Below are 12,556 nucleotides of genomic sequence, written 5' to 3' on the forward strand. Positions count from 1 at the left end.
CCCACCTCCGCGGTCGTCCGTCCAGTATCGAGCACCAGATGCGCAGCATCATGCCGGTACTTCGGCGTGTAGCTCTTCCTCTTCGAACCCATAACAAACATCCTCTCCCGACCAGCCTCTCGGCCGGTTATCAGGATGTCCACCGAACGGGGTCAACCTCAGGCACCCCGACATCAGCCCAGACGCGTCCTGGATCAGGCCGTTCGGCCACCGGGTGTATTAAGAGCTTGCTAGCAACCTGGTGCTGCTCTGCAGCTACCACCACCACACCGCCATCCACTGCCACGGCTGGCAAGTCCACATCGGCACCGACCACCACCCCTGGTTCCAAGCCCCCAACGGGAAGGACTGGATCCGCTGCCACCAACGACGCACCCTCACCCACGCCACACACGCCGCCACCTAACCCACCCGCCAGGGTCTCGATACAGATCCCTCGCAAGCTCGGGATTCACTCGACCACCCAAATCAAGCCACCCAACCCGACAACCAAGACCCGCACCTCACCCGTGAGGACCGCACACGTTCCTTGAGAATCACATATGGACAACAGGGCACCGCCGGAAACGGTCGGGACCGGCCACGTCACACGACGAGGCCGGTCCCGACCCGACCGGGGCTGTGAGCAACGTCGCTATCGTCCGATCACGAGAAATCGCTTCGGTCGGGTAGGCTGAGTGACAACTGACAGGCGTCAACGCACTGTCATGCGTCGTTAGAACGCTTCTTCTCCGCCGGACCCTCACCGGCCAGTTGACTTCACAACGGCGAACGAATGCGCCCACCCGGGCGTCTTCGCCATCTGCGATTCGCATCCCCCGGTGCGCAGTGCCCGAACGAAACCAATGGCACCCGCGCGCCCGGCGAATCCATGCTGCCGGAAAGGCACCTTTCATATGACCACCACTTTTGCCTCCCTTGGTGTGCCCGACGCGCTCGTGAAAGCGCTCGCCGCCCAAGGAAAGACCGAACCCTTCCCGATCCAGGCCGCGACCCTCGGCAATACGCTCGACGGAGACGACGTGCTCGGTCGCGGAAAGACCGGATCGGGTAAGACTCTCGCCTTCTCCATCCCGCTCGTCGCCGGACTGCGCGAGATCGGCGTGACCACCCGGCCGGGCCGGCCCACCGGACTGGTGCTGGCACCGACGCGCGAGCTGGCCACCCAGATCGCCGACACCGTGACTCCGCTGGCCCAGGCCATGGGTCTCTCGGTGACGACGGTGTTCGGCGGAGTCAAGCAGGCCCGTCAGGAGCAGGCGTTCCGTCGCGGCGTCGACATCGTCGTCGCATGCCCGGGCCGCCTCGACGACTTGATGAAGCAGGGCATCGTCAAGCTCGACGACGTCGAGATCACCGTGCTCGACGAGGCCGACCACATGGCCGACCTCGGCTTCCTGCCGGTCGTGACCCGCATCCTTTCCGCCACCCCCGACGACGGTCAGCGGCTGCTCTTCTCGGCGACGCTGGACAACGGTGTCGACAAGCTCGTCCGCAAGTTCCTCCACGACCCGGTGACTCACTCGGTCGACGAGGCCAACTCGCCGGTCGCGAAGATGACCCACCACGTCTTCGAGTCGGCGAACGCTGCTGACAAGCACGCACTGGTTCGCGAACTGGCATCCGGCACCGGCCGGCGCATCCTGTTCACGCGCACCAAGCACCAGGCGAAGAAGTTGGCGCGTAAGTTGACCGCCGAGGGCATCCCCGCGGTCGACCTGCACGGCAACCTGAGCCAGAACCAGCGCGACCGGAACCTCGCCGCCTTCGGCGGAGATGGCGCACGAGTGCTGGTCGCCACCGACGTTGCGGCTCGCGGCGTCCACGTCGACGGCGTCGAGCTCGTCGTCCACGTCGACCCTCCGGCCGAGCACAAGGCCTACCTGCACCGTTCCGGGCGCACGGCGCGTGCCGGCGAAGCGGGCGACGTGGTGACCGTGTGCCTTCCCGAACAGCGGGGAGACCTGCGGAAGCTGTTGCGCAGCGCCAAGATCGACGTCAAGCCTCAACTCGTGACCGCCAAGTCCGAGTCGGTCGACAAACTCGTCGGCCCGCGCGCCGAGTGGGTCGAGCCCGCTCCCGCGCCGGCGCCTGCCACCCAGTCGAGCGGAGGCCGTGGACGCAGCGGCGGCCGTGGCCGCGGAGGCCAGAACAACGGTGGCGGAGCGTCGGGCCGCGCCCGGTCGCGCAACCAGGGCAACGGGAACCGCAGCTCGGGCAGCGCTTCGCGCGGTGGACACGGCGGCGGGAACCGATCCGGTGGCGCCCGTCGCGGCAACCGGCAGCGGGCCGCGGTCTGACCCTCGCGCGAATTCTGATCCGCGCGAATGCTGGCGAAGCTGCTCGTTTCTGTGCGGTTCAGCGCTTATCGAACGCATAGCTGAGGAAGGGTTGACGCATAGCGCGCCTTCATAAGTTGGAGTCATCGGATCAACCGATCCGGTCCAACGAAACAAGGAGCAACAATGCGTCACAATAACCGTCCCCAGGTCCGTCGCCGGTTCCCGCAGCCGCAGCCGCGTCGTCGTCGGTCGCAGCGCCCTCATCAGCGCCACCAGCCGCAGCACCGCCGCTGACCGCAACGCGCATAGTCCTTTCTCTCAGCGCCCCCGACCACCGCGGTCGGGGGCGCTTCGGGCTGCCGGGCGTCGATGAAATCGATCCGGCGCGCCGTACGGCCCGAACGGTGACTCATAGCCGGCACATAGCTTCGGGAGGGCCCACGCACATGTCGGCTTCCTAGCCTCGGTGCAGTCGGGTCGATCGGCCCGATTCTCACCCGATATCCGATATGAGGAGGCAAACATGCCACGTCCAGGAGGTCCAGGCGGCCCGGGAGGCCCCGGTGGTCCAGGTGGACGCCCGCACGGCGGTGGTCCGCGCGGCCCCCGTCCCCACGGCCCCGGCCCCCGTCCCCACGGTCCCGGTCCGCGTCCGCGCGGCCGCGGTCCCCGTCCGCCCCTCGCCCCGTTCTGGGGGTCCTGATCCTCAGTTCGTGAGGACGCCGCAAAAAGACTCGGCCCCACCGATTCCGGTGGGGCCGAGTCGCTCGTCGTTCATCGTTGGAGATCGAAGACCGTGGTTCCCTCGATACTGCTGGCGGTGAAGTTCGCCTGCACCCATTCGGTGATCGCGGTACTGGACCCGCCTCGGCCGCCGGGGCCGCGAGGGCGACCGTCGCCCGGTCCGCCGGATCCGCCCCGCTTGCCCGGTCCGCGATCGTCGACGACGAAATAGCGGACCTGACCGTCGCGGACGTAGCGCTGGAACTGTTCCAGCGTCGGCGCGTTGTCCGATCCGGTGAAACCTCCGATCGCCATGACCGGCCGGCCGCTACTCAGCTGCAGCGCACCCGATGAATGCGAACCGGTCGTCGCCGCGGCCCAACGGTGGTCGGTGGCGATTAGCATTTCGCGTAGCCGGTTGGCGACCTCGCGCCGGTCCATCCCGGGACCGTGCCCCGGCCCGAAACCCTCGCCGGTCCGGACGGGCCCGGAGGCGGGCATCGAACTGTCCTGGGTGTGGCCCACCGTGGCGAGCGTGTAGGCGCCGCTTCCGCCCAGCCCGACCACGAGAGCCGCTGCGGCTATCGCGGCGGCCGTCCGGGAGCGCCGCAATCCCGCCACGAGCAGCACAGCCGCGACCAGCGCGCCGACGAGCAGCACCCAGCGCAACCAGGGCAGCCATTCGGGTGTCCGGCCGAGCAGGACGAAGCTCCACACCCCGGTCAACGCGAGCATGCCGGCGAGAGTCAACCGGGCGGGCAGCGCATCGCGGCGGGTCCAGAGCATGTGCACGCCGATCCCGGCAATCGCCGCGATCGCGGGAGCGAGCGCCACCGCGTAGTAGGGATGCATGATCCCCTTCATGTGGCTGAAGACCACAGCGGTGACAAACAGCCATCCACCCCAGAGCAGCAGCGCCGCACGCGTCGTGTCGGTACGTGCCGCGCCGCGCCCCAGCCACAGCCCCGCGATCAGCGCGATGAGGGCCGCGGGCAGCAGCCACGCGATCTCGGTACCCATCGCATCACCGAACAACCGCAACCAGCCGGGATCGCCGCCGAAACCGTTGCCGGGCCCTGGCCCCGGCCCTGGACCTGAACCCGTGCCCGCGCCGGGGCCGAACCCGGGCCCGCCCGAACCGCCGGTCGGATTGCCGCTCCCACCGACGACGCGGCCGATTCCGTTGTAGCCCAACGCGAGCTGGAGCAGGCTGTTGTCGGTCGAGCCCCCGATGTACGGGCGCGAGCCGGCCGGCCACACGCCGACCAGTGCGACCAGCCAGCCGCCACCGATGATCGCCGACGCCACACCGACGAGCCCCACGCGCAGCCGGTGCCAGAAGGAACCGGGGAGCGCGACGAGGACGACCAGCGCGAAAGCCGGCAGCACCAGGAACGCCTGCAGCAATTTGGTCAGGAAGGCGAAGCCCACCACGAACCCGGCGAGAGCGACCCACCGCGTCGGATTGCCGTCCAGTGCCCGTATGACGCAATAGGCGGCGCCGACGAGCAGCAGCACGAGCAGCGCATCAGGGTTGTTGTAGCGAAACATCAACGCCGCGACCGGCGTCAGTGCCAGAGCGGTGCCCGCGATCAGCCCGGCCCCTACTCCGTTGGTGCGCCGGACGGCGAAGTACAGCAGCGCGACCGTCGCGACCCCCATCAACGCCTGGGGGAGCAGCATGCTCCAGGGGCTGAAACCGAAGATTCGCCCGGACAGGCCCATCACCCACAGGCAGGCGGGCGGTTTGTCGACGGTGATCGCGTTGCCGGCGTCCAGTGAGCCGAACAGCCACGCCGTCCAGCTCTGGGTCGCCGCCTGCGCGGCAGCGGCGTAATACTCGTTGGCCCAGCCGATCGATCCGAGCGCCCACGCATAGACGGCCGTGGTGAATGCCAGCAGCGAGGCGAGGGCCGGGCGTTCCCACGTCGTGGCCCCTCTGGTCAGCCAGCGCGACGGCCGGGAGGCGGGACAGGCGGATGCGGGTGCGGCGGGCCCGGTGACGGGCTGATCGTCGACGATGGTCATAGTGGTTCTCCTGATCGAGGTTGGGGGTCGGGGCGAACGTGTGGGGTCCGCGGCGGTCAAAGCACAGGGCTTCGGCGGTGGCGAAACACCCAGCCCCGCAGCAGCACGAAGCGGACGGCGGTCGCGACAAGGTTGGCGGCGACCAAGACGACCAGTTCCACGGACCGGGGCGGATCGGCGACGAAATGTAGTAGCGCCAGTGATCCGCTCGTCAGTGCCAGCCCGATCCCGAACACCACCAGACCCTGAGCCTGATGGCGCGCGGCACCGGCCCGGCCGCGCACTCCGAACGTGAACCGGCGATTGGCGGCCGTGTTGGCGACCGCGGTGGTCAGCAGTGCCGCGAAGTTCGCGGCCTGCGGGCCGAGCGGACCGCGCAGAGCCAGGTACATCAGCAGATAGGCAAGGGTGCTGAGCGCGCCGACGGTGCCGAAGAAGACGACCTGACGCAGCAGCGACGGCGTTCGGAGCGTGCCGGGCTGTGGGCCGAACTGTGCGGCCAGCGCCCGGATGGGGATGTCACCGGTGGCGAATCCTTTCGCGAGCCGGGCCACACCCTTCAAGTCGGCGACGGCGGTCGCGACGATGTCGACGCGGCTGTCGGGATCGTCGACCCAGTCGACGGGCACCTCGTGGATCCGCAGCCCGCACCGCTGGGCGAGGACCAACAGCTCGGTGTCGAAGAACCACCCGGTGTCCTCCACATGCGGCAGCAGCAGGTGGGCGGCCTCGGCGCGGATGGCCTTGAAGCCGCACTGGGCGTCGGAGAAACGCACGGCGAGGGCCGAGCGCAGGATCAGGTTGTAGCAGCGGGAAATGAACTCCCGTTTGGGTCCGCGCACGACCCGCGCGCCGCGTGACAGCCGTGAGCCGATCGCGATGTCGGAGTGCCCGGACACCAGCGGCGCCACCAGCGGCAGCAGTGCCGCCAGATCCGTCGACAGGTCGACATCCATGTAGGCCAGTACCGGTGCGTCCGACGCCGACCACGCCAGGTGCAGCGCCCGGCCGCGGCCCTTGCGCTCGAGTCGGTCGTAGTGGACCTCGGCGATCTCCACGGCGAGGCCGGCGGCGATGGCCGGGGTTCGGTCAGTGCTCGCGTTGTCGGCGATGGTGATCCGAAACGTGTACGGGAACTGCTCGAGGAGAAATCCGTGTAGCCGGCGGATCGAGTTCACCAGCGCGGCCTGCTCGTTGTACACCGGCACCACGACGTCGAGCACGGGGACTCCGCGTTGCGCCGCGACCCGTGCGGCGTTGGGGCGCGGCCGCTGGACGGTGCGTCGGGATACCGGGTGCTCGGACTGGTCGATGAGGACGGTCATGACTTCATCGTCAAAGCCCGAAATGGGGTGCGAATGGGTCGCGGCTATGCGTTGGCTATGGACCTCGGCAGGCGCACGGTGAACTCGGTGCTGCCCGGCTCGCTGCGCAGGGCGATGGTCCCGTGATGGGCCTTGATCACCGCGTCGACGATGGAAAGCCCCAAGCCGGTGCTGCCGCCGTTGCGGGAACGCGAGCTATCCCCACGGGCGAAACGGGTGAACACCTCGGGTTGCAGCGCCGGGTCGATCCCGGGGCCGTCGTCGGCGACGGTGAGCACAGCGGTTGCCGCATCGGCCGTCAAACCGGTCGTGATGACGGTCCCCGGCGGCGTGTGAACCCGCGCGTTGGCTAACAGGTTAACCAGGACCTGATGCAGACGGGCCGAGTCACCGGTGACCAGGACCGGGTCGTCGGGCAGGTCGAGTCGCCACTCGTGGTCGGGGCCGGCCACATGCGCATCGCTGACCACGTCGGCGGCGAGCTGCGACAGGTCGACCTCCTCGCGCTCGAGCGGGCGGCCCGAATCCAGGCGGGCGAGGAGCAACAGGTCTTCGACGAGGTGGGTCATCCGTTCGGCCTCCGACGTCACGCGGCCCATGGCGTGGGCCACCTCGGGCGGCACATCGTCGCCGTGGCGACGGGCCAGCTCGGCATAGCCGCGGATGGCCGTCAGCGGCGTACGCAGTTCGTGGCTGGCGTCGGCGACGAACTGGCGCACCCGCGTTTCGCTGGCCTGACGGGTGGATAGTGCGGCACCGATGTGATCGAGCATGCGGTTCAGCGCCGATCCCATCTGTCCCACCTCGGTGTTGGGATCGGCGTTGGCTTCGGGGACGCGCACCGGCAGCGCCACCTCGCCCCGGTCGAGCGGCAGATTCGCCACCTGCCTGGCGGTCCCGGCGACCCTGGTCAACGGTGCGAGGGCGCGACGGGTGATGACGATTCCCAGCGTCGTCGCGGCGACGAGGGCCGCGGCCGCGACCACCGCCATGGTCAGCAGGACTCGCCACATCGTGGCGTTGACGCCGGACAGCGGCAGTCCGACGACGATCGTCTCGCCTCGTCGGCTGACCCTCGCGGCGACCCGGTAGGCGCCCTTCTCGTCGACGTCGAGGGTCGCCGGATCGTGCCCCGGGATGACCGCGGCCAGTTGTGCGGTCGCGCGATCGCTCAGGGGAATCCTCGATCCGTCGGTCGCCAGCGCACCCGCGGACAGCCATCCGCCCCGGCGCTCCACCACGGTGACCAGCCCCGTGGGCTGGCCGGGGGCATCGAGGAACTCCGGGCCCGGCCCGGGGCGCTGGCGGGGCCGTGTGCCGTCGGGGCGATCGGGCGGGGGGTGATCGGACATGACGACCGACCGGTGCAACGACTCGCTGACGCTCCTATCGAGCTGGTCGACCAGGTAGTGACGCAGCGCGAGTTCGGTGGCCGCGCCGACGCCGACGCAGACGAGCAGCAACAGCACCACCTGTCCGACCAAGAGCCGCGACCGGAGCGACCACGTGCTCGGCGAGAATGCCCGCATCGGGTCAGGTTGCGGGCTTGAGGACATAGCCAGCCCCGCGCAGCGTGTGGATCATCGGTTCGCGCCCGCTGTCGATCTTCTTCCGCAGATAGGAGATATAGAGTTCGACGATGTTGGACCTGCCGCCGAAGTCGTAGTCCCAGACGCGGTCGAGGATCTCCGCTTTGGACAGCACGCGCTTGGGGTTGCGCATCAGGAAGCGGAGCAGCTCGAATTCGGTGGACGTCAGCGTGATCGGCTCCCCGTCGCGCATCACCTCGTGGCTGTCCTCGTCGAGGACGAGATCGCCGACGACGATCTGGGCGCTGCCGTCTTCCACGGTGATGCCCGCCCGGCGCAGCAGCGCCCGCAGCCGCAGGACGACCTCTTCGATGCTGAACGGTTTGGTGACGTAGTCGTCGCCGCCCGCGGTGAGCCCGGCGATCCGGTCCTCCACCGAATCTTTCGCGGTCAGCATGAGAACGGGGAGTACCGGGTTGAGTTCGCGCAGTCGCAGCAGAACGTCCAGGCCGCTCATGTCCGGCAGCATCACATCGAGGACGACGACGTCGGGGCGGTTCTCCCGGGCGGCCGCGATCGCCGACGCTCCGTCGCCGGCGGTGGCGACCGTCCAGCCTTCGTATCGCAAGGCCATCGACACCATCTCGGCGAGGACCGCCTCGTCGTCGACGACGAGAGCGCTGATCGGCGATCCGTCGGCTCGCTGCATCACGACGCGGTTGGGTACGGTCACGTCCTCCAGTATTCGGTGCGCCGATGGGTCTTGCCTAGGTCCTTCCTATGCGCCGGCTGTGAACCCCGCGTGACCCAATCCGATGGTGCCGCGGCGGTGGATGAGTAGGTTGAAGCCCATGGCCGAGTTAGCTGAGACGTCAACCGCACCCACCGTCACGATCACTTCCGGCGCTGTCCGCGGAAAAGTCCGCGACGGCGTATCGGCGTTCCTCGGCATCCCCTACGCTGCGCCGCCGGTCGACGCGGCCGCCTTCGCGCCGCCCGGACCCGTGCAACCGTGGGAGGGCGTGCGCGACGCGACCGCGTACGGGCCGACCGCTCCGCAGGTCGGCTATCCGGCGCCGATCGCGAAGCTGTTCGAGAACGCCATCGAACTCGGCGACGACTACCTCAACGTCAACGTGTGGACGCCGGATCCGTCCGCGTCGGGACTGCCGGTCATGGTGTGGATCCACGGCGGCGCCTTCGCACGCGGGTCGAACCGGGTCGGCATCTATTCGGGCGAGACCTTCGCCCGCGACGGCGTCGTCTTCGTCGGCATCAACTACCGCCTCGGCGTCCCCGGATTCGCCTCGGTGGACGGGGCGCCGGAGAACCGCGGGCTGCTCGACCAGATCGCCGCGCTGACGTGGGTTCAGCAGAACGTCGCCGCGTTCGGCGGCGACCCGGCACGGGTCACGATCTTCGGCGAATCCGCCGGTGCGATGAGCGTCGCGTCGCTGATGTCGTCGCCGTTGGCGAACGGCCTGTTCCACCGGGCGATCATGCAGAGCGGCAACGGCAACACCGCAGTCGCCGTGGAGGACGCGAGGAAGGTGACCGCCCGTCTCGCCGGGCTGCTGGGGGTGAGTCCGGATGTCGCCGGCCTCGGATCGGTGTCGTCGGCGGAGCTGCTCAAAGCCCAGACCGATCTCGCCCTGGAGGCGACGCTCAATCCGGACCCGGAGATTTTCGGGTCCACGGTCATCGAGGTCGGCCTGGGCATCATGACGATGCTTCCCGTCGTCGACTCGCAGGTGCTGCCCAACGTCCCCGAAGCCTCGATCGCGGCGGGCGCGGGCCGGGACATACCGCTGATCGCCGGCTGGAACGCCGACGAGTTCCGGTTCTTCCTCGTCCCGACCGGCGTCGCGGCCCAGGCCACCCCCGAGTTCGCGCGCGGAATGATCGGCGGCTACCGGGGCGCCGTCGAGTCCTTCGACGAGCATCTGGCCGCGGGAGCCGCGCCCGGAGACGCGCTGTGCATGGTGCTGACCGACATCGCGTTTCGCAGCGGAACCCTCAAACTGGCCGAACTGCGCCCCGACGACCAGACCTACATCTACGAGTTCGGCGTGCCCAACGACGAGGCGGGCATCGGTGCCGGCCACGCCGTCGACATCCCCTACGTGTTCGACCACCTCGAGGCCGGTCGCCGGCTCATCGGCCCGGACGCTCCGCAGGCGGTCGCGGACGCGATGCACTCGGCCTGGGTGAGCTTCGCCAAGACTGGCGACCCCGGCTGGGGACGGTACCTGCCGCAGCAGACCGTGCAGCGCTTCGACTGAGTCGCGGGCGGCGAGATCGAGGGCCGCGTCAGCGGGCGAGGACCCCGGCCTCGACGTCGGCGCGCCACGACGCGACCGTCTGCGCCGAGTCGGTCTTGTTGGTTCCGATGAATCCGGACGGCCCGCGTTTGATCCATCCGGTGACGTACATCCCCGACACCGGAACGTCGCCGTCCATGACGCGTCCGCCGTCGTTGGGAATGACGCCGCGCTTCTCGTCGAAGGGGAGGCCGGGAACCGCCACACCGTGGTAGCCGATCGATGACAACACCAGCCCGGCATCGACATCGACCATTTCGCCGGTCGGCGTCGCGCTGCCGTCGGCCGCGACCGTGTTCCGTGCGAAGCGGACGCCGGTGACGACGCCGTCGTCGGTGAGAATCTCCGTGGGGGCGAGGCCGAAGGCGAATCGGATCACCGGGCCGTCGCCGCGCTGCCGTTGCGCGAGTTCGCGCAGCAGGGCGAGTTTCTCCTGCTCCGTGACGTCGGTGGGCTCGGTGGCGAGCGCGTCGATTTCGGCGGGGTCGACGACGATGTTCGCGGTGCCCTCGCCGTGATCGGCCAGGCCGACCAACTCGGGGAGGGTGAACGCCGCCTGCAGGGGACCGCGCCGGCCGACGACCAGGACTTCCCGAATTCCGCTGTGCCGCAAGGAATCCAGTGCGGTGCGGGAAATGGTCGTCGCCTCTAGTTGCGCCGGATCAGAGGTGAGGATGCGGGCCACGTCGAGGGCGACATTGCCGTTCCCGATGATGACTACCCGCGGTCCGGACAGGTCGAACTGCTCATCGGCGAAGTCCGGGTGATCGTTGTACCAGCCGACCAGCGAGGTCGCCGACGCGAAGCCTTCGGCGTCGTTACCGGGAACGTTCAGCGGGCGATCGGTCGGTGCACCACCGGCCCAGATGATGGCATCGTGGCGCGCGCGGAGTTCGTCGAGCGTGATGTCGCGGCCGATCTCGCAGTTGAGGAGAATCCGCAACCGATCGTGGCCGGCGATCTGGTCGAAGAGGCGCATGACGGTGCGCGTGGCGGTGTGGTCGGGCGCCACTCCGTAGCGGACCAGGCCGAAGGGCGCCGAGAGCCGCTCGTACATCGTCACGGTCACGTTGGGCAGGCGGAGCAGCTCGTCGGCGGCATACATCGCCGACGGTCCGGAGCCGACGATCGCCACGTGCTGGGGGCCGGCCCGCAGCGGTTCGGGAGTGCTGACGGGCGCGAGCGGCAGCCGCTTGGCCATGTCGACCGGGAACCGGGCATCGGAGGCGAAGAGACCGACGTCGAACTGGGCCGCGTTGAGGTCGGCGAACCGTTGCTGCTCGGCGGTGAGGCGATGACCGGGGACGATGGCGCCGACCGGGCACGCCGTGACGCACGCACCGCAGTCGACGCAGGTCGACGGATCGATGTAGAGCATCTCGGCGGTGCCGAAATCGGGCTCGTCGGGCGTCGGGTGAATACAGTTCACCGGGCATGCGTAGACGCACGAGGCGTCGCCGCAGCACGCCTGAGTGACGACGTGGGGCATGAAAGGGGCTGCTTTCTTCTGGCTGTCCCGGCGTGACTGGGCGCGTCGCGGTTACGCCGCGGCGGTGTAGGTCGGTTCGCTCCGGTAGCGCGACGGCCGTCCGGAGATGCCCATCAGGCGCCATACGCGCGCCGAGACGGGGTTCATCAGACCGCACTGCTCGGCGAGCATGCGCACGTCGCCGAACACGTTGACCAGGAAGCGGCGCGACTCGGGCGAGCGCCAGAACAGGTCTTTCCACACCGAGCGCGGAATGCCGAACTCCCGGCGGAACTCACGCGGCGGCTTGGTGATCACGTTGCACAGCACCCGCATGACGATCGGCATGACCAGCGAGAGCACGAAGCGCTGGAACCGGCCCTTCTTGGGAATCGACTCGCGCAGGAGGTGATGGGCGAAGGAGATGTGCCGGGCCTCCTCGGCGACGTGCAGCTGCATGATCGCCTGCATCGTCGGGTGCAGGTTCTGGTCCTTGCGGAGGAAGTCCTTCTGGATGTGGTCGATCGGCTCTTCGCCGGCGAGCACGCCGAAGTAGAAGACGCTGGGGAAGATGGTCGAGAACAGCGGGACGATCGGCGAGAGCCGGCGGAACCACCGCGGACCGCCGGGCACGTCGACGCCGGTTCGGTTCACGAACTCCTGGAACATCAGAGTGTGGTTGCACTCCTCCTTGGCCTCGTGCGTGGTGTAGCGGAACTCCTTGGCGCCGTTGGGCAGCCGGTCGGAGTACTGCATGAGGCCGCGGATGAGGATCGACTCGAACTGGAGGCCGACCTTGGCGACGTTGGCCTGGCGCCACATGCCGATCGCGATCTGCTTCTCCACCGGCTGCTCGGCGAACCACGGGTGGCGCCCGATC

General features: G+C 68.9%; 8 protein-coding genes. 2 read left to right on the forward strand and 6 right to left on the reverse strand.

Annotated features, from left to right (window positions below):
- Positions 1-896 precede the first annotated feature (896 nt).
- The gene (locus GOARA_RS15360) at positions 897-2,300 is read left to right on the forward strand and encodes a DEAD/DEAH box helicase (RefSeq protein WP_007323326.1); all 1,404 of its coding nucleotides are present in this window, start codon (positions 897-899) and stop codon (positions 2,298-2,300) included.
- A gap of 756 nt (positions 2,301-3,056) precedes the next feature.
- Here GOARA_RS15360 and GOARA_RS15365 read toward each other — a convergent pair.
- The 4 genes from GOARA_RS15365 to GOARA_RS15380 are packed head-to-tail and all read right to left on the reverse strand — an operon-like array spanning position 3,057 to position 8,596.
- Complete coding sequence (locus GOARA_RS15365) at positions 3,057-5,033, reverse strand: ArnT family glycosyltransferase (RefSeq protein WP_007323328.1); 1,977 nt, start codon at positions 5,031-5,033, stop codon at positions 3,057-3,059.
- Between the two features lie 56 nt (positions 5,034-5,089).
- A complete protein-coding gene (locus GOARA_RS15370) occupies positions 5,090-6,358 on the reverse strand; it encodes a bifunctional glycosyltransferase family 2/GtrA family protein (protein WP_007323329.1) in 1,269 nt (422 codons plus the stop codon).
- Between the two features lie 44 nt (positions 6,359-6,402).
- A complete protein-coding gene (locus GOARA_RS15375; RefSeq protein ID WP_040523650.1) occupies positions 6,403-7,887 on the reverse strand; it encodes a sensor histidine kinase in 1,485 nt (494 codons plus the stop codon).
- Between the two features lie 4 nt (positions 7,888-7,891).
- The gene (locus GOARA_RS15380; RefSeq protein WP_050947310.1) at positions 7,892-8,596 is read right to left on the reverse strand and encodes a response regulator transcription factor; all 705 of its coding nucleotides are present in this window, start codon (positions 8,594-8,596) and stop codon (positions 7,892-7,894) included.
- Between the two features lie 142 nt (positions 8,597-8,738).
- Here GOARA_RS15380 and GOARA_RS15385 point away from each other — a divergent pair, with 142 nt between their 5' ends.
- Positions 8,739-10,169 (forward strand): carboxylesterase/lipase family protein, encoded by a 1,431-nt coding sequence (locus GOARA_RS15385; RefSeq protein WP_007323332.1) that lies wholly within the window; start codon positions 8,739-8,741, stop codon positions 10,167-10,169.
- 28 nt (positions 10,170-10,197) lie between these two features.
- Here the strand turns inward: GOARA_RS15385 and GOARA_RS15390 are convergent, their stop codons facing one another.
- A complete protein-coding gene (locus tag GOARA_RS15390; RefSeq protein WP_007323333.1) occupies positions 10,198-11,697 on the reverse strand; it encodes a 4Fe-4S binding protein in 1,500 nt (499 codons plus the stop codon).
- Between the two features lie 51 nt (positions 11,698-11,748).
- Positions 11,749-12,556: AurF N-oxygenase family protein (locus GOARA_RS15395; protein WP_007323334.1), on the reverse strand; the 808-nt coding region annotated here is incomplete at its 5' end.

Origin of the sequence: Gordonia araii NBRC 100433 (genome assembly GCF_000241265.1) — a bacterium.
GTDB classification, from domain to species: domain Bacteria; phylum Actinomycetota; class Actinomycetes; order Mycobacteriales; family Mycobacteriaceae; genus Gordonia; species Gordonia araii.

What these genes read in the sequence shown, in the direction of transcription:
- GOARA_RS15360 (WP_007323326.1), top strand. Translation starts at nt 897, where the DNA reads ATGACCACCACTTTTGCCTCCCTTGGTGTGCCCGACGCGCTCGTGAAA.
- GOARA_RS15365 (WP_007323328.1), bottom strand. Translation starts at nt 5,033, where the DNA reads ATGACCATCGTCGACGATCAGCCCGTCACCGGGCCCGCCGCACCCGCA.
- GOARA_RS15370 (WP_007323329.1), bottom strand. Translation starts at nt 6,358, where the DNA reads ATGACCGTCCTCATCGACCAGTCCGAGCACCCGGTATCCCGACGCACC.
- GOARA_RS15375 (WP_040523650.1), bottom strand. Translation starts at nt 7,887, where the DNA reads ATGCGGGCATTCTCGCCGAGCACGTGGTCGCTCCGGTCGCGGCTCTTG.
- GOARA_RS15380 (WP_050947310.1), bottom strand. Translation starts at nt 8,596, where the DNA reads ATGCAGCGAGCCGACGGATCGCCGATCAGCGCTCTCGTCGTCGACGAC.
- GOARA_RS15385 (WP_007323332.1), top strand. Translation starts at nt 8,739, where the DNA reads ATGGCCGAGTTAGCTGAGACGTCAACCGCACCCACCGTCACGATCACT.
- GOARA_RS15390 (WP_007323333.1), bottom strand. Translation starts at nt 11,697, where the DNA reads ATGCCCCACGTCGTCACTCAGGCGTGCTGCGGCGACGCCTCGTGCGTC.